Source organism: Micromonospora sp. NBC_01739 (assembly GCF_035920385.1).
Lineage (GTDB): Bacteria > Actinomycetota > Actinomycetes > Mycobacteriales > Micromonosporaceae > Micromonospora.
In genome coordinates, this window is sequence record NZ_CP109151.1 from 1,099,127 (window position 1) to 1,123,385 (window position 24,259).

23 protein-coding genes are annotated in these 24,259 nt (G+C 71.2%); 4 read left to right on the plus strand and 19 right to left on the minus strand.

What is annotated here, in order from left to right:
- Nucleotides 1-77: 77 nt before the first annotated feature.
- Together OIE53_RS04890 and OIE53_RS04895 are read right to left on the minus strand one after the other, a co-directional pair.
- Nucleotides 78-1,103, minus strand: a complete 1,026-nt coding sequence (locus tag OIE53_RS04890; protein ID WP_327025363.1) for a hypothetical protein — start codon at nt 1,101-1,103, stop codon at nt 78-80.
- 144 nt (nt 1,104-1,247) lie between these two features.
- A complete protein-coding gene (locus OIE53_RS04895) occupies nt 1,248-2,255 on the minus strand; it encodes a LacI family DNA-binding transcriptional regulator (protein WP_327025364.1) in 1,008 nt (335 codons plus the stop codon).
- A 139-nt stretch (nt 2,256-2,394) separates the two neighbouring features.
- Here OIE53_RS04895 and OIE53_RS04900 point away from each other — a divergent pair, with 139 nt between their 5' ends.
- From OIE53_RS04900 to OIE53_RS04915, 4 genes are all read left to right on the plus strand, one after another.
- On the plus strand, nt 2,395-3,702 hold the full coding sequence (locus tag OIE53_RS04900) for an ABC transporter substrate-binding protein (protein ID WP_327025365.1): 1,308 nt from the start codon (nt 2,395-2,397) through the stop codon (nt 3,700-3,702).
- A complete protein-coding gene (locus OIE53_RS04905; protein ID WP_327025366.1) occupies nt 3,699-4,700 on the plus strand; it encodes a carbohydrate ABC transporter permease in 1,002 nt (333 codons plus the stop codon). Before OIE53_RS04900 ends, OIE53_RS04905 begins: the two co-directional genes overlap by 4 nt.
- A gap of 1 nt (nt 4,701) precedes the next feature.
- Complete coding sequence (locus OIE53_RS04910) at nt 4,702-5,562, plus strand: carbohydrate ABC transporter permease (RefSeq protein WP_327025367.1); 861 nt, start codon at nt 4,702-4,704, stop codon at nt 5,560-5,562.
- Between the two features lie 152 nt (nt 5,563-5,714).
- A complete protein-coding gene (locus OIE53_RS04915) occupies nt 5,715-7,925 on the plus strand; it encodes a beta-glucosidase family protein (RefSeq protein ID WP_327025368.1) in 2,211 nt (736 codons plus the stop codon).
- A 65-nt stretch (nt 7,926-7,990) separates the two neighbouring features.
- Here OIE53_RS04915 and yidC read toward each other — a convergent pair whose 3' ends face one another.
- The 17 genes from yidC to OIE53_RS05000 all read right to left on the minus strand — a co-directional run bounded on the left by yidC (nt 7,991) and on the right by OIE53_RS05000 (nt 24,073).
- Complete coding sequence (yidC, locus tag OIE53_RS04920; RefSeq protein WP_327027086.1) at nt 7,991-8,923, minus strand: membrane protein insertase YidC; 933 nt, start codon at nt 8,921-8,923, stop codon at nt 7,991-7,993.
- A gap of 177 nt (nt 8,924-9,100) precedes the next feature.
- Nucleotides 9,101-9,382: a DUF6412 domain-containing protein gene (locus OIE53_RS04925; RefSeq protein WP_327025369.1), complete on the minus strand. Its 282-nt coding sequence runs from the start codon at nt 9,380-9,382 to the stop codon at nt 9,101-9,103.
- A gap of 116 nt (nt 9,383-9,498) precedes the next feature.
- On the minus strand, nt 9,499-10,269 hold the full coding sequence (locus OIE53_RS04930) for a hypothetical protein (protein ID WP_327025370.1): 771 nt from the start codon (nt 10,267-10,269) through the stop codon (nt 9,499-9,501).
- An 18-nt stretch (nt 10,270-10,287) separates the two neighbouring features.
- Entirely contained in the window at nt 10,288-10,743 is a 456-nt protein-coding gene (locus OIE53_RS04935) for a hypothetical protein (RefSeq protein WP_327025371.1), read from the minus strand.
- 162 nt (nt 10,744-10,905) lie between these two features.
- Nucleotides 10,906-11,829, minus strand: a complete 924-nt coding sequence (locus OIE53_RS04940) for a hypothetical protein (RefSeq protein ID WP_327025372.1) — start codon at nt 11,827-11,829, stop codon at nt 10,906-10,908.
- Entirely contained in the window at nt 11,826-12,425 is a 600-nt protein-coding gene (locus OIE53_RS04945; RefSeq protein ID WP_327025373.1) for a phage tail protein, read from the minus strand. Before OIE53_RS04945 ends, OIE53_RS04940 begins: the two co-directional genes overlap by 4 nt.
- Entirely contained in the window at nt 12,406-15,003 is a 2,598-nt protein-coding gene (locus tag OIE53_RS04950; protein WP_327025374.1) for a putative baseplate assembly protein, read from the minus strand. The genes OIE53_RS04945 and OIE53_RS04950 overlap by 20 nt, the downstream gene beginning before the upstream one ends.
- A complete protein-coding gene (locus tag OIE53_RS04955) occupies nt 15,000-15,449 on the minus strand; it encodes a GPW/gp25 family protein (protein WP_327025375.1) in 450 nt (149 codons plus the stop codon). Before OIE53_RS04955 ends, OIE53_RS04950 begins: the two co-directional genes overlap by 4 nt.
- Entirely contained in the window at nt 15,446-15,784 is a 339-nt protein-coding gene (locus tag OIE53_RS04960) for a hypothetical protein (protein WP_327025376.1), read from the minus strand. Before OIE53_RS04960 ends, OIE53_RS04955 begins: the two co-directional genes overlap by 4 nt.
- The gene (locus OIE53_RS04965; protein ID WP_327025377.1) at nt 15,784-17,379 is read right to left on the minus strand and encodes a phage baseplate assembly protein V; all 1,596 of its coding nucleotides are present in this window, start codon (nt 17,377-17,379) and stop codon (nt 15,784-15,786) included. The genes OIE53_RS04960 and OIE53_RS04965 overlap by 1 nt, the downstream gene beginning before the upstream one ends.
- Complete coding sequence (locus OIE53_RS04970) at nt 17,376-18,116, minus strand: CIS tube protein (RefSeq protein ID WP_327027087.1); 741 nt, start codon at nt 18,114-18,116, stop codon at nt 17,376-17,378. Before OIE53_RS04970 ends, OIE53_RS04965 begins: the two co-directional genes overlap by 4 nt.
- Before the next feature lie 1,605 nt (nt 18,117-19,721).
- The gene (locus OIE53_RS04975) at nt 19,722-20,201 is read right to left on the minus strand and encodes a phage tail protein (RefSeq protein ID WP_327025378.1); all 480 of its coding nucleotides are present in this window, start codon (nt 20,199-20,201) and stop codon (nt 19,722-19,724) included.
- Between the two features lies 1 nt (nt 20,202).
- Nucleotides 20,203-21,429, minus strand: a complete 1,227-nt coding sequence (locus OIE53_RS04980; RefSeq protein ID WP_327025379.1) for a phage tail sheath family protein — start codon at nt 21,427-21,429, stop codon at nt 20,203-20,205.
- A 29-nt stretch (nt 21,430-21,458) separates the two neighbouring features.
- Nucleotides 21,459-22,145 (minus strand): carboxypeptidase-like regulatory domain-containing protein, encoded by a 687-nt coding sequence (locus OIE53_RS04985; RefSeq protein ID WP_327025380.1) that lies wholly within the window; start codon nt 22,143-22,145, stop codon nt 21,459-21,461.
- The gene (locus OIE53_RS04990) at nt 22,142-22,750 is read right to left on the minus strand and encodes a glycine zipper family protein (protein WP_327025381.1); all 609 of its coding nucleotides are present in this window, start codon (nt 22,748-22,750) and stop codon (nt 22,142-22,144) included. Before OIE53_RS04990 ends, OIE53_RS04985 begins: the two co-directional genes overlap by 4 nt.
- 13 nt (nt 22,751-22,763) lie before the next feature.
- On the minus strand, nt 22,764-23,099 hold the full coding sequence (locus OIE53_RS04995; protein ID WP_327025382.1) for a hypothetical protein: 336 nt from the start codon (nt 23,097-23,099) through the stop codon (nt 22,764-22,766).
- 83 nt (nt 23,100-23,182) lie between these two features.
- Nucleotides 23,183-24,073 carry an LppM family (lipo)protein gene (locus tag OIE53_RS05000; protein WP_327025383.1) on the minus strand — a complete coding sequence of 297 codons (891 nt, stop codon included), beginning with the start codon at nt 24,071-24,073 and terminating at the stop codon, nt 23,183-23,185.
- Nucleotides 24,074-24,259 lie beyond the last annotated feature (186 nt).

Genomic DNA, 24,259 nt, shown 5'->3' on the forward strand with positions numbered 1-24,259 from the left:
CACAAGGGCCGTGGCCGGACAGGGCCACGGGGGTCGTGGGCCGGTTCGGCCCACGACCCCCGCTACACCCCCCGGAGTCAGCGCTTGGCGGCGCTGATCAGGTACTGCACCCCACCCAGGTCGGTCGACTTGGCCCCGCTGGTGTCCGGGCCGAACTGGGTCACGTTGAACGCGATCTCCCGGTCACTGGCCACCTCGGCCGAGAAGAGCAGCGAGAACTGCACCCGCTCACCGGGGTTGAGCAGCAGGTTGCCCAGGCTGGCCCGGGTCGGCTCGACGATCTCCACCTGGGTCCGGCCGATCGCCCGTACCCCGTTGCCGACCGCGCCACCGGCCCGCCACCGCTCGAACAGCTCCGGTCCGAGGTCGACGACCACCCGGCCGCCGATGGCCTGCAACGGCTCGGCCGCGTTGAAGACCACCTCGTTGCGCGAGGGCACCCGCAACGAGTTGCCGATGGCGAAGGGCCGCCCGGCCGGAGTCGTCTGACCCGCGCCGAGCTGCACCGAGTCGACATTGCGCCACGCGACGTTGTTGTTGTACCGGGTGTTGAGGCTGATGTCCGGGCCATCGATGGTCATCGGGTCGGTGGCGGACACCCAGCGGGCCAGCAGGCAGAAGTGGCCCGGCCCGGGTACCCCGGTCCACGGGATGATGACCGTGGTGACCCCCGGGTTCACGGTCACGTAGGCCGCCCCGATCTGGGTCCAGTGGGTCGGCCAGACCGCACCACCACCGGGGGTCGTCCGGTAGACCTGCAGCGTCCCGGTACCCACCCCGGAGCCGTAGGGCCCGGGGTTACGCAGCTTGACGAAGATGTAGTTGGTCACCCCGACGACGGGGTTCTGACTGACGGCACACTCGGTGGGGTTCGGGCAGACCTTGATGTCCGGGCTGGCCCACAACGGGTTGAGGTTGTGCGGTTGGACCCCGACATCGGCGGTGACGTCCTTGATGTAGACGTCGGTGGTGCTGGTCAGCGCGGCGGGCGCGGTCGCCTCGAACGGCGCGGCGACCGCGCTGGCGCCCAGCAGGCCGGTCAACGCCGCAGCGGTCAGCCCGACCATCGCGGCCCGGCGGACCCGTCTTCCTAGACTGCTCATGACAGGTTTCTCCCATCGACGGAGCGTGCGCCGACCAGCGCGTTGCGGTGCTGTGTCGGCGCCGTGACGTCCTTCAAGAGCCGGTGACCGACCCGGAAATACGTCCCCTCAGATGGTGTGAGAACCGGCGGATCGCCCCCGTTTTCAGTCCGGCAGGGATCGGCAGGAGGCGCGGACGACGAGCTCGGTGGGCAGCCGGATGTGGATGTCGCGCTCCACCCCGGCGATCAGATCCACCAGCAGGCGCAGCGCCTCGGCACCCATCCGTTGTATCGGCTGCATGATCGTGGTCAGCGGGGGATTGACCAGGGCGGACTCCGGAACGTTGTCGAAGCCGATCACGGACAGGTCGTCCGGGACCGACAGCCCCATGCTCCGGGCGACATCGATCGTGGAGATCGCGGACAGGTCGTTACCGGCGAAGACCGCAGTCGGTCGGTCCGGCAGGGCGAGCAGTTCGGCGGCAGTCCCGGCGGCGCTCTCGATGCGGAACCCACCGACCCGTACCAGCCGCTCGTCCACCGTCACGCCCGCATCGGCCATGGCCTGCCGGAAGCCCGCCTCACGCAGCCGGGAGGACTCCAGATCGGCCCGTCCACTGATGTGCCCGATCCGACGATGACCCAGGGAGAGCAGGTAGTTGGTAGCCAGTACGGCCCCGGCGAAGTTGTCGGAGTCGACCGTGGGCAGACCCGAGGGGCCGGTGTGCGGGTCGACGGCCACGACATGGAAACCCTGTTTGGTCTCCACCACCGTCGGGGTGACGATCACGGCCCCGTCGATCAGGGTTCCGGACAGCCGCGCCAGCGATCGCCGCTCCCAACCGACGGCCGTACCGGCGACATCGCCGCTGGAGTAGGCGAGCAACTGGTAGCCGGTGCCGGTCACCCCCGCCGAGGCCCCCTTGAGCAGTTCGGTGGAGAAGGGTTCGAACTCCGCGACCAGGATGCCCAGGACGTTCGTCCGGTGGCTGCGCAGGCTCTGCGCGCCGAGGCTGGCCTCGTACCCGAGTTGATGGATGACCTGCTGAACCCGCTCGACGGTAGCCTGCGCCACGCCGTACCTGCCATTCACCACCTTGGATACAGTTGCCACGGAGACGCCGGCCGCGCGGGCCACGTCCGACATGTTGACACGCTGCGGGAACGCCACGCCGACGATGATAGAGGGCGGACGGGGTTCGATGAGTGGCGTATCGAAAACGTTATCGACACCGATTGACACTCGGTTACACGGCTGTAAAACTCCCCCGCAGGCCGAGCACCGCGACTGACTAGTCGAGGAGATACCGATGGCTATAAAGCGCCGCGTACGAACCGCCCTAGCGCTGTCCATCACCACCGCACTACTCGCCACCGGATGCAGTGGGGGCGAGTCCGAGGAGCCCGCCGAGAGCGAGCTGTTCAAGAACCCGGTAACCCTGACCTGGTGGCACAACGCCAGCGAGGACGGGGTCGGAAAGGAGTACTGGGCGAAGGTCGCGAAGGACTTCAACGCCCTGCACCCCACGGTGACGATCGAGATCGAGGCGATCGAGACCAACCAACTCCAGCGCACCCGGCTGCCCGCCGCGCTGCTGAGCAACGACCCGCCGGACATCTTCCAGGCCTGGGGTGGCGGTGAGATGCGCGAGCAGGTCGAGGCCGACTACCTCAAGGACATCACCGACCAGGTCAAGGACGAGGTCGCCAACATCGGCAGCTCCGCCGAGATCTGGGCGGTGAACGGCAGGCAGTACGGGCTGCCGTACCGGATGGGTATCGAGGGCATCTGGTACAACAAGGACATGTTCGCCCGGGCCGGCATCGCGGCTCCGCCGACCACGTTCGAGGAACTCAACGAGGCCGTCACCAAGCTCAAGGCGATCAACGTCGTGCCGATCGCGGTCGGCGCCGGTGACAAGTGGCCGGCCGCCCACTGGTGGTACAACTTCGCGCTGCGGGCCTGCTCCGTCGACACCCTGAAGAAGGCCGCCAAGGACCTGGACTTCGAGGACCCTTGCTTCGTCAAGGCCGGCGAGGACCTGAAGTCCTTCATCGACACCAAGCCGTTCCAGAACAACTTCATCGCCACCCCGGGGCAGAACGACCCGACCAGCGCCAACGGCATGCTGGCCAACGGCAAGGCCGCGATGGAGCTGATGGGTGACTGGAACAAGGGCACCCTGGACAACGTCGCCGAGGACAAGGAGGCGTTGAACAAGTTCATCGGCTGGTTCCCGGTTCCGGCGATCAGTGGTTCGCCCGGTGACCCGAAGGCCGCCCTCGGTGGCGGTGACGGGTTCGCCTGCGCCAAGAACGCCCCGGCGGAGTGTGTCGAGTTCTTGAAGTACATCGTCAGCCCCGAGGTCCAGAAGGGTTACGCGGAGACCGGCACCGGTCTGCCGGTGGCCAAGGGCTCCGAGGCCGGCGTGACCGACCCGGCGCTGCGCTCCATCCTGGAGGCCACCACCAGCGCGACCTACGTTCAGCTCTGGCTGGACACCGCCTTCGGTAGCACCGTCGGCAACGCGATGAACGACGCGATCGTCGCCATCTTCGCGGGCAACGGGACGCCGCAGCAGGTCGTCGACGCGATGAAGTCGGCCGCTCGCAAGTGACGTCCACGAACCAGACCCTGAACCCCGCCGGCGGCGTGTCCGCGCCGCCGGCGGGGCTCCGGCCCGCCAACCGCAAGTCCAGCCGGGCCGCCGAGACGCGACGCAAGTGGTACGAGATCATCGGTCTCACCACACCGGCGATCATCGTGTACGTGATGTTCGTCCTGGTGCCGATGGGCTTCGCCTTCTACTACAGCCTGTTCCGCTGGCGTGGAGTAGGACCGCCCACGGAGTACATCGGCTTCGACAACTACGTGATGGCCTTCCAGGACCCGATCTTCCTGGACGCGTTGCGCAACAACGCGCTCATCGTGTTCGGGTCCCTGATCATCCAGGGCCCCATCGCGTTGGGCGTGGCCCTGTTGCTCAACCGCCACTTCCGGGGCCGTACGGTGTTCCGCCTGCTGGCCTTCGTGCCGTACGTGCTGGCCGAGGTCACCGTCGGCATCATGTGGAAGCTGATCCTGACGGAGAACGGCACCTTCGACGCGCTGCTGCGCTCACTCGGGTTGGGCGGTCTGGTCCAGGCCTGGCTTGCCGATCTCGATATCGTTATCTGGACCCTGCTGTTCGTCCTGACCTGGAAGTACGTCGGCTTCGCCATCATCCTGCTGCTGGCCGGTCTGTCCAATGTGCCGCAGGAATTGAACGAGGCCGCCGAGATCGACGGGGCTAGCTGGTGGCAGATTCAGCGCCATGTCACCCTGCCGCTGCTGGGCCCGACCATCCGGATCTGGATGTTCCTGTCCATGATCGGCTCGTTGCAGGTCTTCGACGTGATCTGGGTGACCTCGGTGCCGGCGGTACGCTCGCTTGGTGCATCGGCAACCATGGCTACATACATGGTGGACAACGGCTTCTTCGCTCGGCTCTGGGGCTACGGCAACGCGATCGCGGTGATCCTGTTCGCCATCTCGTTCGTGGCGGCGGTCGTGTTCCAGCGCTTCCTGCTCCGGCGAGACATCGAGGGCGCCATCACCACCAGAAGGGCAAAGTGACGTGACGACCGCGAACACCGTTCTGACGCCCGCCAAGCGCCGGCCGGTGTCCTGGGGCAACCCCCTGACCTACGCCTTGGCGCTGGCGGTTGCGGCTGTGTCGATCACGCCGGTGATCTACGTGGTGATCGGTGGTTTCCGGACCACCCCGCAGATCGTCGCGAACCCGGCCGGCATGCCCGACCCATGGGTCATCGACAACTACGTCCGGGTGCTGACCCAGAGCAACTTCTGGCGTCAGGCCTTCAACAGCGCGGTGGTGTCCCTGGGCACCACCCTCGGGGTGGTGGCCCTGGGGGTCTCCGCCGCGTTCGTGCTGGCCCGGTACACCTTCCGGGGTCGTGAGGTGCTCTACACCTTCTTCACCCTGGGCCTGCTGTTCCCGGCCGGGGCGGCGATCCTGCCGCTGTACCTCATGCTGCGCGACCTCAACCTGATCAACTCGTACTACGCGGTGATCCTGCCGCAGGTGGCCTTCTCGCTGCCGCTGACGATCGTCATCCTGCGCCCGTTCCTGACGGCCATCCCGCGTGAACTGGAGGACGCGGCGGCCATCGACGGCACCGGGCGGCTCGGTTTCCTCTGGCGCATCATGCTGCCGCTGTCGCGGCCGGCCCTGGTCACCGTCGGGATCCTGGCGTTCGTCACCAGTTGGAACGCCTTCCTCCTGCCGCTGCTCGTCCTCGGTGACGCCAACCTGCACACCCTGCCGCTTGGCGTGCAGCAGTTCTCCAGCCAGTACAGCTCCGACACGGCCGGCATCCTCGCCTTCACCTCCCTGGCGATGCTGCCCGCCCTCCTGTTCTTCACCTTCGCCGAGAAACAGATCGTCGGAGGCCTGCAAGGTGCGGTCAAGGGCTGAGCGGCAGCCGCACGAGCACCAGAAACGGAAGGCACAGCATGACTGAGGTCCGTCAGGTGGGGGGCGCGTCGGCGCCGACTCAAACAGGTCCACGCCACGATCGGCCGGACGGGCCGGACGGCGAGTCGCGGATCCGCGAGCTGCTCGGTCGGATGACGATCGAGGAGAAGGTCGCGCAGCTCGTCGGGTTCTGGGAGAAGGAGGACGGTGAGGCGGTCGCCCCCTTGCAGGGCGAGTTCGGCGAGGTCGACAGGCTGGAGAGCTTCTCCCGGCACGGGCTGGGTCACCTGACCCGGCCCTACGGCACCCGTCCGGTCGACCCCGTAGCCCGCGCCTCCTGGCTGCGGAAGTTCCAGTCGGAACTGGTCACCGGCACCCGGCTCGGCATTCCGGCGATCGTGCACGAGGAGTGCCTGACCGGGTTGTCGGCCTGGAAGGCGGCCACCTTCCCCACCCCCTTGGCCTGGGGCGCCGCCTTCGATCCCGACCTGGTCACCGAGATGGCCGCGGCCGTCGGGACGGTGATGCGTACCCTCGGCATCCATCAGGGCCTCTCCCCGGTGCTGGACGTGATCCGGGACGCGCGGTGGGGCCGGGTCGACGAGTGCATCGCCGAGGACCCGTACCTGGTCGGCACCATCGGCACCTCGTACGTGCGGGGTCTGCAGTCCCAGGGGGTGCACGCCACCCTGAAGCACTTCGTCGGCTACTCCGGCTCCCGGGCCGGGCGTAACTTCGCCCCGGTGCACGCCGGTCCCCGGGAGATCGCCGACGTGTTCCTCCCGCCGTTCGAGATGGCCGTCCTGGACGGCGACGTGCGGTCGGTCATGCACTCGTACGCCGAGATCGACGGCGTGCCGGTCGCCGCCGACCCCACCCTGCTCACCGACCTGCTCCGGGACCGGTGGGGCTTCGACGGCACGGTGGTGGCCGACTACTTCGGGGTGGCCTTCCTGAACCTGCTGCACCATGTCGCCTCCGACCACGCGGAGGCCGCCGTGCTGGCCCTCACCGCCGGGGTCGACGTCGAGCTGCCGACCGGGGACGCCTACCTGACCCTGATCGAGTCGGTGCGGTCCGGCCGGATCGACGAGGCCCTGATCGACCGGTCGGTGCTGCGGGTGCTGCGGCAGAAGCTGGAACTCGGTCTGCTCGACGCCACCTTCGACGACGAGCCGGTCGAGCAGGTCGACCTGGACTCGCCGGAGCATCGGGCGATCGCCCGCCGGTTGGCGGAGAAGTCCATCATCCTGGTCGCCAACCAGGGGGTGCTGCCGATGTCGGCCGGGCGCCGGGTGGCGGTGATCGGCCCGAACGCCGACCGGGAGGCGGCCCTGTTCGGCTGCTACTCCTTCCTCAACCACGTCCTCGCCCAGCACCCGGGGGTGGAGACCGGCATCGAGGTGCCCACCGTGCTCCAGGCCCTGCGGGGGGAGTTCGGCGCCGAGCAGGTCACTTCGGCGGTGGGCTGTGCGGTGGACACCGAGGACCGGTCCGGGTTCGCCGAGGCCGTCGCCACCGCCTCGGCGGCGGAGGTCGCCGTACTGGTCGTCGGTGACCACGCCGGCCTGTTCGGTCGCGGCACCGTCGGGGAGGGCTGTGACCGCGACGACCTGGAGCTGCCCGGGGTGCAGCGGGAACTCGTCGAGGCGGTGCTGGACACTGGCACCCCGGTCGTGCTGGTGCTGCTCACCGGACGGCCGTACGCCCTCGGGTGGGCGATGGACCGGTGCGCGGCCGTGGTGCAGGCCTTCTTCCCGGGCGAGGAGGGGGCCTCGGCGATCGCCGGGGTGCTCTCCGGGCGGGTCAACCCCTCGGGACGCCTGCCGGTGAGCCTGACCGGCTCGGCCGGGGCGCAGCCGTACTCGTACCTGCACCCCACCCTGGGGGAGGGCAACGAGGTGACGAACCTGTCGGCCGCGCCGGTGGCCCCGTTCGGCCACGGTCTGTCGTACACCACCTTCGGGTACGCCGATCTGACCGTGTCCGACACGGTGCCCACCGACGGCACGATCCGGGCGAGCGTCCGGGTCACCAACACCGGCACGGTGGCCGGCGAGGAGGTCGTCCAGCTCTACGGCCACGACCTGGTGGCCTCGATCACCCGGCCGGTGGCGCAGCTGCTCGGGTACCGCCGGGTCCACCTGGAGCCGGGGGAGTCCGTCACGGTCGAGCTGTCCGTGCCCACCACCCGCCTGGCCTTCTCCGACCGCACCCTCACCCGGGTCGTGGAGCCCGGTGAGGTCGACATCTGGGTCGGCAACAGCGCCCACCGTGCCGCCCAGGCCCGTACCACCCTGGTCGGTGACCTCGTCCCGGTGACCAACGACTCCCCCCGCTGGACCACCACCCGCCTGCACTGACCGTCCTTCGGAGCCTGGTGCGGCACCGCCCCCGCGAGGGTCGGGCCGCACCAGGCTCCGGCGTGTCAGCGGCGCTTGTTCGGCCTGCGCCCGGCCGTCGGCGGGGTTGACCCGGCGGCGCCGGTGGCCGGTGTCGCGGTGGTCGGTGCCGTTTCGGCGGCGGTGGCGTTCGGTGTCCCGGCGGCCGGCGCCGATCCGGCGCCGGTGGCGGGCGGGGGTGGGTACCGGCGCAGCATCCAGGTCTGCTGGCCCAGGGAGAACAGGTTCGTGGTGACCCAGTAGATGATCACGCCGATCGGGAAGATCAGCCCGGAGACGAGCAGCGAGGTCGGGATGCCGTAGAGCATCAACCGCTGCATCATCCGCTGCTGCGGCTCCTCGGCCCACCCGGTCCGCAGGATCATCTGCCGACTGCTCAGATAGGTGGTCACGACCATCATCGCGATCAGGATCAGCGCCACCACCCGGACGGTCACCCCGTCCGCCCCGAGCCCGGCCAACTCCGCTGCGCCTGAGCGGAAACTGGCCGCTACGGGCGCGCCGAACAGGGTCGCCGAGGAGGCGCTGTCGAACTGGGTGACCGTCCAGCCGTACAGGGTCTTCAGGTGCTCCGGCATGGAGGGCTTGAGGTGCCGCAGCACATGGAACAGCCCCAGGAAGACCGGGATCTGGACCAGCATGGGCAGGCAGCCCGTCAGGGGGTTGGCCCGCTCGGTCCGGTAGAGCTCGACGATCTCCTTCTGGAGGGTCTCCCGGTCGTCCCGGTGTTTGTCCTGAAGCGCCTTGATCTGGGGCTGGAGGGCCTGCATCGCCCGCTGTGCCTTGATCTGCTTGACGAAGATCGGGAAGAGGACCACCCGGACGGTGAGCACCAGGAAGACGATGCCGAGCACCCAGGACCAGTCGGTGCCCCACAGGGGTGTGTCGGCGAAGACCAACTGCCAGGCGCGGTGCCAGAACAGCAGGATGGCGGAGATGCCTGCGTAGATCAACGCCATCAGTGGGCTGAAGATGGTGCTCACCGGAGGGCTCCGGTGGCCAGGGGGCGGCCGGAGAACCCGGCAGGAATCAGCGAAGTGGACATGGTGCACCTCTCGAACGACGACCGGAGACGGGCAGGAACCAGTCAGGTGCGGTCGCCGTCGAGCGGCAGCGGGTGAGGCTGCGGTTGAGGCTCAGGCGACCGCGAAGGTCGCCGTCGGGGCGCGGGGGCGGGAGCGGCCGGCCGCGTCCGGATCACGATGCCGGGGTACGCCGGTGCGGCGGCAGCGTTCGCGCATCATCCGGCCGGTGACCCGCCGGTTGGCCGGGGTGACCACCCGCAGCAGCAGGTTCACCGCGGCTAGCACGACCGCCAGCAGTGCCCCGGTCGCCGCGGCGGTGCCGGTGACCATGCCACCGGCGCCCGCGTCGGCGAGAACACCGACGAGGTACCAGAGCATGGCGAGCCCGATCACGTGACAACCATATCCGGCGGCCGCGACCGGAGGAGGTCGCGGCGGGCGGGCTGCCCAGACTGCCCCGGCCGCCGTCACCGCCAGCCGGCTGCGGAGTCGCCTCTGCGGTATCCGGGCTAGCGGTGCGGGTCGGTCTCGGCGCGCAGGGCGGCGGTGGCGCGGATGGCCTTGACGATCGCCGGGACCGCGCCGATCAGCAGCACCACCGCCCAGATGATCGCGATCACGGCGAAGACCAGGGCGCCGAGGCTGTCGAGGATGCTGACCAGGATCACCGGCACCAGCCGGTGCAGGAACTCCAGCACCACCGGGCAGAGCAGGCTGGTCCCGATCAGCAGCACCAGGCCCTTGTTCTGCAGGAACTTGGGCTGGGCGAGCAGCAGCAGCCCGGCCCAGGTCAGCTTGAGCAGCAGCACCAGGCCGAGCAGTACGGCCGCGTCCCCCACCGGGAAGAAACCCCACAGGGCCAGATAGGCCAGGGTGCCGAACGGTGGTGCCAGGAACAGGGAAACCATGATCGTCAGCTCGATGAAGGCGAGCACCAGGGCCAGGAACCCCACGATGATCAGGATGATCGAGAAGATCAGGGTGGCGATGCCCTGCACCCGCCCCTGGATCCGTTCGGGGAGCACCAGACCCAGGCAGAACAGCCCGGTGGTCCACAGGGCCGCCGCGTCGACCAGGGCCAGGTAGCCGGTGCCCCGTCCGGAGGGCTCGCTGACCCCGCGTACCTCCCCGACCTCGACACCCAGCTCGGCGGCGCCGCCGGCCAGCGCCGGTCCGGCGTCCAAACCGCCCACCAGCAGCCCGGCACCGACCTCTACGCCGACCGCCAGCACCAGGGCGAGCATGGCCAGCAGCAGGAAGGGCCTGCGTAACGCACCCATCAGGGTCCTCCTCAGGATTCACTGCCGGCTGACGGTGACCACGCAGCCCGTGGGGCAGCGCAGCATGACGATGCTCGGGCGGTCCACCGCGATCCGGGCCACCGCGTCGGTGCCGTCCTCGGCCGGGGTTACCGTGTCGGTCAGGGTGAAGTCGGCACCGCCGGGGGCCGGTGCCTCGACGGCGAACCCGGTGGGGCTGCGCAGGATCAGCAGCCGCAGCCCGCCCGGATCGGCTACCCGTACCGCGCAGTCGCCGACCACCGCCAGCCGACCGGGCGCCTCGGCGCACCCCGCCTGGACACTGTCGGGGTCGACCGCACCCGCTCCACCCCCGACTCGCCCCAGCAACTCCACCAGCGAATGCCGCCCCACCGGATCACCCCCCTCCTGCCGCCCGACCCCCACCACCCCCACGAACAGCACCACCAGCAACACCCCGACCCCCACCACCAACACCTTCTGCCGTCCCCCCACCCCAACCCCCTCCTCTCACCCACCCGGCCCGTCACCCTCACCCCAAACCCCCTCCCTCGCCGCCCTCTCCCGCGCCCGCCCTTCGCCCTGTTGATCAAGAAGTTTGCGTCTGGGTGGCGCTGATTTCTGACGCAAACCTCTTGATCGACAGGGGCTGGCGGGTCAGAGGGGGGATGGGGGGAGTTCGGTGAAGCGGATGGTGTCTATGCCGGCGAAGTAGCGGTCCGTGCTCTGGGTCTTGCCGATCACCACCAGGGTGATCTCGTGCGGGCCTGCGGCCAGGCGGACCTGGGCCACGTCGAGCCAGTCGGTGATCCGCACCTTCGGGGTGAAGCCGATGAACGGGTCACCGACCTGCCGGCCGTCGACCAGGAACGCCACGTTGGCGTAGTCGGGGGCGGTGGTCATCACGGCAGAGAACTGCCAGGTGGCCTCGGCGGGCAGTTCCACCCGCACGGTCACCCGGTCGTTGATCGCCCGGCCCAGGAAGAACAACTGGGCGTCCTGCGACCAGACCACCTGGCAGCAGCTGGTCTGCACGATGACGCTCGCCGGGGAGTTCGACGGGGACCCCACGACGGCGGTGGGCACCAGAGTCTCCGCCTCGACGGTCACCACCCGGGGCGGCAGCGGCGGGGCATCCTCACCCCGGGTCACCAGGAACACCACCGTGGCCGAGACGACGAGCACCAGGGCCGCCGCGGCGGCGATCCAGGGCCAGGGCGTACGCTTCGGCGGCGCCACCGCCCGTACCTCGTAGGTGACCCGGCCGCTGGAGCGGGAACTCTCCTCCGGGGCGGTGTTCGCCGAGTAGGCGAACCCGGTCATGTCGTAGCGCCTAGGCGGAGTCCCGGCCGGCACCACCAGGCGTACCAGGAAGGACACCGAGCCCTGCGCGGGCACCACCCGCTGGGGTTCGGTGACCGTGAACCAGGCCCGCTGGGTCCCCTCGCCGGGGGCCACGTCGAACACCACCGTGTCCGGGGCGAGCCCCGGGTTGGAGACGGTGAAGGTCAACTCCCCGGCGTTGCGGGCGTCCAGGGTGAACTGCTCGGCAGCGGCGACGACGGTCCATTCGGTGGTCATGACGGCTCCTCCGGAGCAGGATCGACAAGGTCAGCGACGGCTGGGCTGGGTCCGACGGTGGCCCGGCCGACCGCCCGGCCGGGCGCGGGGGCGGCGGTGACCACGATCTCGGCGGTGACCGCGGCCGGCTTCTCCGCCTCGACGATGCGACCGATCAGGGCCAACTGCCCGGCGGCGTCCGCCGGCACCCGGACCACCACGTGGAAGGGCCGGTCGGCCGGCTCGTCCAGGACGAAACCGGTGACCCCGGTGGCCAGTTCCAGGGCGGTGCGCAGCCCGTACGGGGTGCCCCGCCAGGCCGCCAGACGGGCGCCGTGCGCCACCAGGTCCCGCAGTCGGCTCAGCGGCAGCAGCAGGGGAGCGTCCCGCCGGGGGGCGGCGACCAGGTGGTCCATCGCCACCCACCGGGCCAGGTAGGCCACCATCTCCCCGGGCGCCTGGTAGGGCGTGAACAGGGCCTCGACCTCGGCCAGTACGGCCTCGTCCGGGGCGTGCAGCCCCTCCATCACCTCCAGCAGCGCCCACAGCACGCTGCCCGGTACGCAGGCCCGCTGGTACGCCGCGGGCAGCAGCCGCTCAATGCCCGCTCGCCGCATCGTGGCGCACCACCTCTATGTCGTGCTCGCCGGAGCAGAGCAGCCAGGTGTCCGGCACGGTCACCACGTCGGCCGTGGCCTGGTTGGCGCTGGCCGACCAGTCCACCGCCTCGGTGCTGCGGAACACCCCCCGTTCCCCGCCGGCCAGGATCAGTCGCGGGGTCCCGGAGGCGGCGGCCACCGCGTCCACCGGCATGAACCGGGTCCGGTCGCGCAGCGGCAGCCCGCAGTTGACCGACACGGAGGCCCACTGCGGCTGGCCGGCCAGGGTGTCCAGCCGCAGCACCCCGCCGCTCTGGGTGGCCGCCAACGCCACACTGCCGCTGAAGGTCAGATCCCGGCAGGTACCGCCGATCCACCCGCCCTGCATCGCCTGCCACTTGACGTCGGACTCGAACAGCCGGGCCCGGAAACAGCCCTGTCCGGGCTTCTTCGGATCCGGCTCACCGGTGCCGCTCCACAGCAGGGTGGCCGGGCCGTCGTACTGCACGGCCAGCACCCGGTTGTCCACATTGGCCAGCCCGACGTGGGTGAAGCTGCCCGGACGGCCGGCGTTGCCCGACAGGTACACCCCGAACCCGGCCTGGGCCGCCACCGCCACCCCGGGGGCGCCCCGTTCGGAGACGAAGGCCCGCACCGCGTAGAAGCCCCGATCGGCGTCGGCCGGGTCGACCAGGATCTGCAACGGCACCGCGCCGGGCAGCAGGGACACCTCGTACAGGCCGGTGTCCGTGGCGACCAGCAGGGCACCGGCGCCGTCCCGGTCGATCCAGGCCAGGTCGCTGATCCGGGCCTCCAGGTCGGCCAGCAGGGACCAGGTTTCCCCCAGGTCGGTGCTCAAATGCACCCGGGAACCACCACCGGTGCGTACGGTGGCCACCGCCACCGAGCCGGGGCGGGCGACGATGCCCGGTCGGACCGGGGCGGGAGCGGGGGCCACCCGCTGCACGGTCTCCCCGGTGAAGCGGCCGACCGGCTCCCAGCCGGCACCGGCGTTGGTGGAGCGGAACAGCACCTCGGCGCTGCCGGCGTACCAGGTGTTCGGCTGGTACTGGTCGGCGGCCAGGGTACGCACCTGGTTGTCCGGGGCCTCGTCCACCACGAACCGCACCGACTCGACGTAGCGCACCCCCGGCTCGGCGTGCTCCAGCAGCCGGTACACATTGGAGGCCCGCAGCGGCTCGCCGAAGGCCCACCCGGTCGGGTTCAGGGCGGTGGGCAACGGGCTCAGGGTCTGGTGCAGCCGGTCGTGGATGCGTCGACGGACCGCCTCGACGTCCTCCTCCCCGCGGACCACCACCCGGGCCCGGATCGATACCGCCTTGTACCGGGCCCAACTGGCCCGGCAGGTGGTGCCCAGGGACCGACGCCGCTCCAGATCCGCCTCGACCCGCAGCCGGGTCTCCTCCACCTCGTGTTCGCGCAGCACCTGCACCGGCAGCCCACCGCCCGGCCGGGCCTGCGGCGGCACGTACGGCACCAGCACGGTCTCCACCTCACCCGGGCGGGCGAAGCTGTAGACGGCGGCCCGGGTGAAGGCCCGGGCCCGCGCCACCCCACCGGCGGCCGTGGCCAGCACCTCGAAGTCGCGGGCGGTCACCGCCCGCTGCTGGGCGAAAAAGGCGTACGGCCCGCGCAGCAGCACCGACTCCATGCTCTCCATCTCCCGGCCGCCGACCGCCGGCAGCGGGTTGACCACCTTCACCCCGGGCAGCGGATCCCGCAGACTGGTCAGGGTGCCGGCTGCCACGTTGCCGGTGGGTCCGCCCCCGGCGCGGTACCACAGCCGCACCTGCCGCCCGGCCGGTGGCACGGCCGCGACCGGGCCGTCGCCGAAGCGCAGCGACCCCGGTTCGGTGGTCCGCAGGTCCAGGGCGGGGGCGAAGGTGATCGTGCCGGAGCAGCGGTCCACCAGGTACGCCTTGTCCTGGGGACCCAGACCGGCGAAGCTGTCCACCGGCCGCCAGACCTCGAAGATGCGGCCCTGGTGTTCCCGGGCCGCCGCCCCCAACTCCACCGACCCGGCCGGCACCTCCACCCCGAGCAGCAGATCCCAGGCCTCGGCGGTACGCGCCAACGGTGCCCGCGCCGCCCGCAGCACCTGCCCCGGTGCCCCGGTGCCCACCCCCAGCAGTTCCGCCTCGACGAGTTCGCAGTGGTGCATCCGTACGGTCACCTCCTGCTCGCCGACCCCCAGCGAGGCCGGTTCACAGGTGACGAAGACGACCGGCCTGGGGTCTGCGCCCCGGGCGGCGGCCACCCGGGTACCGGCCGGGATCCGCAGCGGCGTCTCGTCCGACCCGGTCCGGGTGAAACGCACCTGCGCCCAGGCCGCGCTCGGCGCGTGCCGGGTCACCCCGAGCAGGTTCAGGAAGGCCACGTACGCCTTCTCCGGCAACTGGTTCAGCCGGTAGATCATCACCTCGGTCAGGTGCGCGAACGCCTCCAGCAGGGCGATGCCGGGATCGTGCGCGGACAGGTCGGTCCAGCCGGGACAGGACTGCTGGATCCGCTCCCGGGCCTCGGTGACCAGATCCAGGAAGCTGCGGTCGTCCAGGTGCGGCACGGGCAGGGTCATCGCCCCTCCTCGGGGCCGGGTGCGGCGGAAGGTTCCTCGTCGACCGGCAGCAGGTCCACGGAGAAGACCAGGTGACCGGGGGCCAGGCTGGCCCGGATCCGGTAGTCCAGCCGGATCACCAGCCGCCAGGCGTCCTCCGGGTCGGGACCGGCGTCGACATCGAGTACGTCGATGCGGGGCTCCCAGCGGGCGATGGCCGCCCGCACGTAGTGGATGGCCAGACCGGCCGTGGTGTCGTCGTTCGGCGCGAAGACCAGCCGGTGCAGCCGGGAGCCGTAGCCGGGTCGCATCAGCCGCTCACCCGGGGTGGTGGACAGCAGCAGAAACAACGCCTGGCGTACGGTCTCGTCGCCGTCGGTCATGGCCAGCCCACCGGCCGCGGTGAGCCCCAGCCCGCCGCCCCGCCCCGGGTCGAAGCCGGCACCGACGAACCTGATCGCCCTCATCGGTCGGCCCCCACGAACCGCTGCCGAGGATCGCGGACCCGGTAGGTGACCTGACCCGGGGGACTACCGTCGGTGAACCCCTCGAGGTGGGACAGCACGACCGGGCGACCGTCCACCCGGATCCAGTGGCTGTAGCCGACCGCCACCGGTTCGGTCTTCGTGCAGGGTTTCACGGTGGCGCCGTAGTTGGGGCAGGCGGCGACCGGCCGACCCAACGGGTCGTCGGCCACCAGGGCGGGGACCCCGGCCAGGGTCACCCACCGCTGCGAGGGCTGGTTGCTGACCCGGCCGTCGTGGTCGCACCTGATCACGGAGTCGCGGGTTATCCAGCGCATCAGCGGCCTCCGTCGTGGTGGGCACGGGCGAGGGAGCGGGCCTGCTCGGCGGCGGTGTCCGGGTCCTCGACCGCCTCGGCGTGCAGGAAGTCGACACTGCGGGCCCGCACCACCATGGCTCGCCCTGGGGCGGAGAGCACCAGGTCGGTGGCGGCGTGCAGGGTGGCCAGTTCGGGGGTCAGCTCCAACCAGCTCCCGGCCTCCGTGCTCAACCGCAGACTGCGGGTCACGTCGTCGATGACCACCTGCTGCCCACCGGCGGTCCGCAGTGACCACCGCCGGGCCCGGCCCTCGTCGATCCCGGTGTCGTACGGCTCGACCGCCCCGAACAGGGAGCCCAGGACGACACCGGAGGCCGGCTCGCCGCCGGGCAGCGCCACCAGCACCCGGTCCTGCGGGTCGGGCAGCGCCACCAGGCCCTTTCCCGGGCCCGCTCCGGGGCAGAGCACCCCCAGCCAGCCGGCGTCGGCCCCGCCGTAGGCGGGCAACTCCACCCGTACCCGACCCAGCCCGGCGGGGTCGGCCACATCGGTGACCGTGCCCAGGGTGACCACCGCCGGTGCGGGCGGCCCGGCCGGCGGTGGTGGCGGGGGAGCGGTGGAGAACCGGGTCAGATGTCCGTCGGCGTCCAGGGTGTGCACCACCTCGGTGAGGACGTAGCTGCCCGCGACCGCCTCGGCGACCCCGGCCAGGAGCACCCGGCGGCCCGGCCGCAGGGCCGGGTCACCCTCGGCCGTACCTTCGGCGGTGACCAGGGCGGCGGCCCGCAGATCCAGGCGGGCCTGGGCGAGGGCGGCGATCTCGTCGTCGCTGCGCCCCGGCTGGTCCAACGCGGTACGGGCGCCCTCCGCGCCGACCACGGCCGGATCCGGTTCGACCGGGGTACGGCGTCCGCAGCGCGGGGTGGCGGTGCTCTGCGCGATCGGTTCGGCCCGCTGGGGGTGCCAGCCCAGGGCGGTGCTCTCCCCGGCGGCGGTGTCGGCGTTGACGGACAGCCGCAGGTCGTGCACCCGGTGGCCGAGGGCCAGGGGGACCGGCTCGCCCTGACCCCGCAGGGTCACCAGGTGCAGCACACCCTCGTGGACGGTCAGGTGCAGCCCGGCCCGGCCGGCCACCGCCAGCAGCAGGTCCAGGTCGTTGGCGTGGTGGTGGGTCAGCCGTTCCAGCCGGGGCCCCTCGGACTCCGCCTCGACCCGCAGCCCCAGATCGGCGCAGAGTTCACCGGCCAGGTCGGCGGCGGTGACCGACTCGAAGACCCGCAACCGTTGCCGCTTGCGCAGCCGGTGCAGCAGGTCGTACCCCCGAACCCGCAGGGTGGCGCCGCCGTCGGGGTGGTACTCCACCTCGACGGCGGTGACCTCGCCGCTGAACAGGGTCTCCGGGTGCCCGTCGAGCCGGATCTGCAGGCTGGCCCCGAGGCGTACCGGGCCGGTCAGGGCCGCCGGACCGGGGGCGGTCGTCAACACCGCCTCGCACTGGGTGGGGCGGTTCAGTCGGGCGGCCACCCGGACGGTACGCAGTTGACCGGGCAACGCCTCGGACAACGCGACCCCGTCGATCAGCATGATCAGCGCCCGGGACGCCACATCGGTCATCGCCCACCTCCGGCGACCGTGGTCTCGGGCAGCGGCGGCACGGCCAGGGGGGTGCCAGGGGGCAGGGTCAGGGGGTCGGTGATCCGGTTGTGTTCGGCCAGCAGCCGCCACCGCAGCGGCGACCCCAGCGCGTCGTGGGCGAGCAGATCGAAACGTACGCCGGAGGAGTCGGCCGAGCCGCTGCCGTCACCGGCGGCGACCACGGTGGTGCCCGGCGCGACGGCCGGGGTCTGTGCGGCGGCCAACTCCTCCGCGAAGCCCTCCCGGGCTCGGTCGGCGTCCTCGGTGACCCGGACCAGCTTGAGTCGCAGCCAGGACCGACGCGGTGATCCGGTGGCGGTGAAGGCGTCGAACCGTTCCGCCACGGCGACGATCACCCCCGGCACGTTCCAGGTCTTGCCCCAGACCAGCCGGACCAGCGGGGGCCGCACCCAGCCGTGCTCCACCGCCGAGTTCTCCGCCAGCAGCCACAACGGCCGGGTCAGTTCCCGCACGTCGGCGGGGCGCACCTGACCCTCGGCGAAATCGGTGTCGAACAGCAGATCGAGGACCAGTTCGGTACGCCCACCGCCGGTGAAGACCAACGAATCGTCGGCCCGACCGGCCCCGGTGAGCTGGGTGCCGCCGGTGCCCCGACGGCGTACCCCGGCGAGCCGGGTCACCTCGACACTCTCCGGGTTGAGCAGGCAGTCGATCCGCTCGCCGGTGGCGTCGATGAGGAAGGCCACCCGTTCCATCACTCACCCGCCTGTTCCCGGTCGAGCCGACCCCGGTGCGCGACCTCGTCCCCGGCCGGCTCCGGCACCGACCACAGCGGAGCGTCATCGGGCAACCTCGGCCACGGCCCGGCCACCACCCGCCGCTGACCCGCCCGACCCGCCCGACCCGCCCGACCTGGCCGATCCGCCTGATCCGTCCGATCGAGGTCCGGCCACGGCCCTCCGTCCCCGGTCAACCGCTCGGCACCGGCTCTGCGCCCCTGCCCGTCGCTGTTGCCGCGCTTTTCCCTGGTAAAGCGCGTGACGTCAGCCCGCGCCGTGACGTCGGCCCACCGCATGCCATCGGTCCGTCCGGGGGCATCGGCCTGCCGGGTGGCTTGGGCCCGCCCTGCGACATCCGCCGGCCCGGTGACATCCCTCCGCCCGGTGACATCCCTCCGCCCGGTGACGTCCGCCTGCCGGGTGACGTCGGTTGTCCCTGCGAGGCCACCTGGTGTCCCAGCGCCCGGCCACAGCCCGTCCCCGACCACGACACGACCGCCTGGTCGGCCCCCGGTCACGGGCGGGTCGGCGACCTGCTGCCTGTCCTGCGCGGTGCTCAGATCATCGACCGCCCGAAGCCAGCGGCCGACCCGGGCCGGGTAGGTGCCCTCACCCCACCCGCCAGGTCCGCCGTGCCCGGTCGACGCGACAGTCCCCGGCCGAGGGCTGATCGCGGCACCCAACGGAGCCCGCGCCGACGACGGCCGATCTGACGTATCCACCCGTCGCCCCGTTACCGGCAGCCGTGGGATCGGAGCTGCCCCGCTGCCATCCAGCCCGCCGAGCGCCCGAGGTGACTCTCCCCGGTCCTCGTCGCTGCGGCCCGCCCCGGCGCCCTCCGCGCTCCTGCCCCCCGATCCGCCGCCCACTGCGGTGCAGCCCTCGGAGATGCTGCCCCCTGCGATGCTGTCTGTGCCGTACCTCGGCATCGCTTCACCATCCCGGGCCATGGTCATGTCGATGCCCTCCGGCCCGACCCGACCGGACTCGACCGGACTCACGACAGCCCTCGCCGGCTTGGGTCCCCCTCCCGCAGCGCCCTGAGCGGCCCGGCCTACTCCTCCCACCCCCCTTTGCTCTGCTTCACTCCACGCAATGCCCGGTGTCCGGTATCCGGACAGTGGCCGTTGCGTCGGTTGAGGCAGAGCAAAGGGGGCGGTGGAGGTATGCCCGGGAACCGCGGGTGGGGCCGAGGCCTGACCCGGACGCGGGCCCGACGCCTGATCCGGGGCCGAGACCGGGGCCGGGACCGAGGGCGGGACCGAGGCCAGGGCCGAGGGCGGGAACGGGGCCGGGGGTGGGGCATGGTTCAGAGTGGTCGGATCGTGGGGCGAGACGATGGTGTCGCCGGCGTTCGACCTGCCGTTGGCCGACACCGGCGTGGCCGGCGGCGGGCCGTCGAGGGCCAGGTCGCGCAGCAGGCCCGGGGCGTGTGCTTCGACCACCCGCAGCCAGTGCTCCGGTGGCTGGCCCGGACGGCGGTCCGTGGCATCGGCTGCCGGCCGGGCCGTCGCGGGGGAGGCTGGGGCGGCGAAGCGGTCCACGGCCTGTGCGGCGGATCGCAGCAGGTCGGCCAGCCGGCTAAGCGGTCGTCGGCGCGGCACCGCCGGCCTCCAGTTCCAGGCTCTCGTAGCGCAGGGTCAGTGCCGCGATGGCGATCTCCTGGCTGAGGGTGTTCAGGTGGGCGCCGCGCCAGTTCGTCGGCCAGGCGTTGATCAGGTTCCAGCGCAGCACCTCGGCGGTGCCGGCGGAGTCCAGCAGCACCACGGAGACGTTGCGGCGATTGACGGTGCCACGGGCCACCGCGTGCACCCAGTCCCACAACTCCCGGGAGGAGGTGAGGCCGAAGTGCAGAGTGACCGGGCCGTACTCGACCTGGCCGGGGATCATCCGGATCCGGTCGTTGCCCTGCTCCCGGTACGGTACCGCCGCGATGTTCACCTCCAGGCCGCTGACCTCGGTGAAGTGGCCGTTGGTGACCCCGTTGACCAGCAGCTTGAAGTTGTAGGCGCGGTACGGGTCGACCGGGGCGCCCGGCTGGGGTGTGGCCGTGGTCGGCATGTCAGCCTCCAATCGTCTCGGTCTCGGTGCCACCGGCCCACTGGCTGAGCTTGAACACCACGAATTCGGCCGGCTTCACCACGGCGATGCCGATGTGGGCTACCACCATCCCGGCGTCGCGGACGTCGGCCGGGTTGGTCTCCTCGTCGCACTTGACGAAGAACGCCTCCTCCGGCGTACGGCCCAGCAGGGCCCCGTCGCGCCAGACCCGGGTCAGGAAGGCGCCGATGTCCCGACGGATCGAGCGCCACAGGGTGAAGTCGTTCGGCTCGAACACCATCCAGCGGGTGCCGTTGGCGATGGCCTGTTCGATGGCGATGGAGAGTCGGCGTACGTTCAGGTAACGCCACTCGCTGGCCTCGGCGGCGAGGGTACGCGCGCCCCAGACCCGGATGCCCTCGCCCGGGAAGTAGCGGATCACGTTGACCCCCTTGGGGTTGAGCACGTCGTGCTCGGCCCGGGTGACCAGGTGACCCAGGTCGACCGCGCCGCGTACCGGCTCGTTGGCCGGTGCCTTGTGCACCCCGCGCAGGGCGTCCGTGCGGGCCCAGATGCCGGCCACGTGCCCGCTCGGCGGGGTGAGCACCAGCTCACCGGAGAGCGGATCGCGTACCCGCAGCCAGGGGTAGTAGAGGGCGGCGTAGTCCGACTGCCGGGGACGATGCGACACCGGGCCCCCACCGGCGGCCGGGGTGTCCGGGTCGGTGGTGTCGCTCGGCTTGGTCGGGCGGGTGGAGCCGGGGGTGGCGACCCGGGTCAGGGTGGAGATGTCCTCGACGTCCGGCGGGGGGTCGCAGATGGCCACCATGGTGCGGGTACGTTCGGCCAGGCTGAGCAGGGCCTCGTACGCCACCGGGTCGTGGAAGCCGGGTGTGGCCACGATGGAGACCTCGTCGACGGCCTCCAGCAGGTCCAGGCCGGCCCGTTTGCGGCCGGTGCCGGTGACCGCGCCACCCTCCCCGACGTTGACCACCCAGCAGCGGGTACCGCCGTTGTCCAGGAAACCGAAGACGGCCCGGGCCAGCGGGGTGCTCTCCAACTCGTCGCCGTCGGCGTACAGGCGCAGGAAGTCCGTCCAGTTGTTCACGGCGAGGGCCTCGCCGAGGTGTGCGGTGCGGTGCGGCGCGACACCGACGAAGGCGGCGGTGCTGGTACCGACCGGTCCGATCGGTCGCGCGGCGCCGGGCACCTCCTCGACGTAGATGCCGGGTGAGAAGTAGGTGGGCATCGGTCCTCCCGGAATCGGGTGTCGGTGGATCAGTGGGCCGGTGGGGCGCAGACGATGACGATGTCGGGTTCGGTCGGGTCGACCTCGGCGGTGAGCACCTGACCCCGGCCGGTGAGTCGCAGCCGTACCGGGCCGGGGCTCTCGGGGTCGTGGGGTACCCCGACGATCCGGAACCGGCCGGCGGAGTCGGTGCGGGTCGCGTACGCCTGACCGACGACCTCTACCCGCATGGCCGCAAGTGGCTGCGCGGCCGGGCCGACCACCCGGCCGTCGAAGGTCAGTATGTCCAGTTGGCGCAGCCGCAGGGGGTGCAGGACCGGCGCGGCCGGCCGGCGCTCCGGGGTGACCTGGACCGGCACGTCGATCAGCAGCGCCGGTCGGGGCGGGGTACCGAAGGTCGTCCACAGTGCCGGGTCACCGGCCTCCAGGGTCAGGGTGTGGCCGCTCGTGGTGGTCGCCACCAGCACCCGGTCCAGCGCCGCCAGGGCCTGCGGCCCACCCGCAGCGAGCAGGTAGCGGACGGTGAACCGGTAGGGCTCCGATCCACCGGTGCCCCGGGTCTGCCGGGCCGGTCGCAGCTCCAGCGGCCAGAGGGTCAGCCCGGTCGGGTCGCTGTCCGGCCCGGGTGGGCCGACCGCGACGGCGTCGCCCGCCGCCCCGGTCAGCCACCCCGCCAGGTCGGCTGTGGCGCCTTCGATCGGACCGGGCCCGCTCATCGCGGTGGGGTCCCCTGAATGCGGTACGCGATGGCCTCGTTCCACACGTGCGGGTAGACCCCGATCTCGAAGTACCGGGTGAACCGGTTGATCGGCGCGCCCGCGTGGTCGTGGTAGAGCAGCCACACCGGGGCGATGGTGAACAGCACGTAGTTGGCCACGACCAGCGGGATGTAGAGCGGCCCGAGCAGCCGGGCCTGGAAGATGTGCACGTCCTCGTGCCGCTGGATGCCCGGCCCGGACCCGGCGCAGACCGTGCCGAGGGTGGTGGCGTACCGGGGGGAGACCCCCTCCAGGACGTTCACCCGGCAACTGTGCGCGGAGGTGGTGCGGTCCAGGGAATGACCGAACAGCAGGTGTACGGCCAGGTAGAGCGCGCCGACGCCGGTGTTCGGCAGGCTCCAGGTGTGGTCGACCACGAACAGGAACACCCCTCGCGGGTCCGGTCCGTAGACCCGGGCCGACGCGATCGCCCAGCCGAAGACCCCACCGACCAGCAGGCCCAGGGTGGCGCCGACGAGCAGCCCGACGATGCCGCCGACGAGGTGACCGAACACCGCCCCGGCGGCGACGTGCACGGCGGCGCTGATGATGCCGAAGACCATGACCCTGCTCCGTTCAGGCCCAGGAGCGGATGAAGCGGGGCTCGTTGCCCTGCGCCAGTTGGATCGGGGTCGCCTGCCGGTTGCCGGGGGGCAGCTGGTTGATGCCGAGGGCGGCGGAGAAGATGACCAGCCCGTTGAAGAACGCGATGATCCACTTCTCCGGGCCCGCGTCGGTGGCGAAGGCCGCGGTGAGGTACGACAGCGCGAGCGCGATGCCCAGCGCTATCCACTTGCGCGCTGTGTCGGCGCTGGGGCCGATCAGGCCCCCGATGACGTTCGTGGTGAGCAGGGTAGCGGCGCTCGCGCCGGTTAGGCTGCCCAGCGCGGCCCAGGTGAAGAGATCGTTCATCGCCGATCTCCCTTCGATCGGGTGGTGCGGGGTGGGGAGGAGAGTGTCCGTCCGTCCGTCCGGGCGGGCGGCAGCCGGCCAGGTCAGCCGGCACCCGGCGGACCGGGAATCGTGGTGCGCGGCGCGGCCGGAGTGGCTGCGGGCGCACCGTCAGTGGGTTCGACGGCCGTGGTGGCGTCACCGGCCCCACCGCCGTCGGTGGCCGTGGTCACTTCGCCGGCCCCACTGCGGGTGGCTTCGGTGGCCGTGGTCGAGTCGCCGGTTGCGCGGCGTCGGCGCAGCAGCAGGACGACCAGCAGGGCGCCGAGCAGCAGCACCACCGCGCCGGCGGTGATGAGCAGCCACGGCAGCCCGCCGGTGGCGTCGGTGTCCGCGGCGGCGGAGGGTCGGGGTGGCGCCTCGGCCACGGCACGTAGTTCGGCCGGCTTGGGCTCGTTGGGGTTGACCCGCCAGGTCACCGTCCGGTCGTTGACCTGGCCGCCGGCGTTGACGTCGAGAACGCGGCCGGGGAAGGTCACGGCGATCTCGAAAGACATCAACGACATGAATCTGGCTTGATTCTCCGGGTCCTGCTCGGCCACTTTCCCGCCGTACTTTTTCGGATCAAGCGGCAGGGTGAAGACGTATCGGTCGTTCGCCCGGACGATGCGCAGGCTTTCGCTGTCGAATTGATCGAGCGGCACATTCCGGTAGTTGATCTGAAAACCGAAGTGGGTGTCGGTCGCGTACGGCGTTTCGGGGCCGGGCGGCAGCGCGGGGATGTTCTGCCGAAGGTCGGCGAACCCCTGCTCGACGGTCTGATTGTTCCAGGTCAGGACCTTGCGCTCGGCGGTCAGCAGGAGTTGCCCGCTGACCGTGTCGTCCGCCTTGACGGTCAGCCCGATATTGAGTTGCATGCAGCCGGAAAGGGCCGCCAGCAGGACCAGGCACGCGACACCCTGGAGTGTCCTGCTGCGCCCGCTCCCACTTCTCATGGGCACAGTGTGTGCGCTTTCCGGCCGAGCCATCAGTCAGCGATCAGTCATAAGCAAGTCGCCGATCTTACCGATGGTCAGTCACATTCAGCCGAGGGCGCAAGGCGCATGAATCGATATTCTGAAGGGTTCGGGGCTCAGGTGATCGCCGGAGGTCGCCAGTCGGCATGACGTGCCATGCTGCGC

Coding starts and splice junctions, on each gene's coding strand:
- OIE53_RS04890 (WP_327025363.1), bottom strand. CDS start 1,103: ATGAGCAGTCTAGGAAGACGGGTCCGCCGGGCCGCGATGGTCGGGCTG.
- OIE53_RS04900 (WP_327025365.1), top strand. CDS start 2,395: ATGGCTATAAAGCGCCGCGTACGAACCGCCCTAGCGCTGTCCATCACC.
- OIE53_RS04915 (WP_327025368.1), top strand. CDS start 5,715: ATGACGATCGAGGAGAAGGTCGCGCAGCTCGTCGGGTTCTGGGAGAAG.
- yidC (WP_327027086.1), bottom strand. CDS start 8,923: ATGGCGTTGATCTACGCAGGCATCTCCGCCATCCTGCTGTTCTGGCAC.
- OIE53_RS04930 (WP_327025370.1), bottom strand. CDS start 10,269: ATGGGTGCGTTACGCAGGCCCTTCCTGCTGCTGGCCATGCTCGCCCTG.
- OIE53_RS04940 (WP_327025372.1), bottom strand. CDS start 11,829: ATGACCACCGAATGGACCGTCGTCGCCGCTGCCGAGCAGTTCACCCTG.
- OIE53_RS04945 (WP_327025373.1), bottom strand. CDS start 12,425: ATGCGGCGAGCGGGCATTGAGCGGCTGCTGCCCGCGGCGTACCAGCGG.
- OIE53_RS04950 (WP_327025374.1), bottom strand. CDS start 15,003: ATGACCCTGCCCGTGCCGCACCTGGACGACCGCAGCTTCCTGGATCTG.
- OIE53_RS04955 (WP_327025375.1), bottom strand. CDS start 15,449: ATGAGGGCGATCAGGTTCGTCGGTGCCGGCTTCGACCCGGGGCGGGGC.
- OIE53_RS04960 (WP_327025376.1), bottom strand. CDS start 15,784: ATGCGCTGGATAACCCGCGACTCCGTGATCAGGTGCGACCACGACGGC.
- OIE53_RS04965 (WP_327025377.1), bottom strand. CDS start 17,379: ATGACCGATGTGGCGTCCCGGGCGCTGATCATGCTGATCGACGGGGTC.
- OIE53_RS04970 (WP_327027087.1), bottom strand. CDS start 18,116: ATGGAACGGGTGGCCTTCCTCATCGACGCCACCGGCGAGCGGATCGAC.
- OIE53_RS04975 (WP_327025378.1), bottom strand. CDS start 20,201: ATGCCGACCACGGCCACACCCCAGCCGGGCGCCCCGGTCGACCCGTAC.
- OIE53_RS04980 (WP_327025379.1), bottom strand. CDS start 21,429: ATGCCCACCTACTTCTCACCCGGCATCTACGTCGAGGAGGTGCCCGGC.
- OIE53_RS04985 (WP_327025380.1), bottom strand. CDS start 22,145: ATGAGCGGGCCCGGTCCGATCGAAGGCGCCACAGCCGACCTGGCGGGG.
- OIE53_RS04990 (WP_327025381.1), bottom strand. CDS start 22,750: ATGGTCTTCGGCATCATCAGCGCCGCCGTGCACGTCGCCGCCGGGGCG.
- OIE53_RS04995 (WP_327025382.1), bottom strand. CDS start 23,099: ATGAACGATCTCTTCACCTGGGCCGCGCTGGGCAGCCTAACCGGCGCG.
- OIE53_RS05000 (WP_327025383.1), bottom strand. CDS start 24,073: ATGAGAAGTGGGAGCGGGCGCAGCAGGACACTCCAGGGTGTCGCGTGC.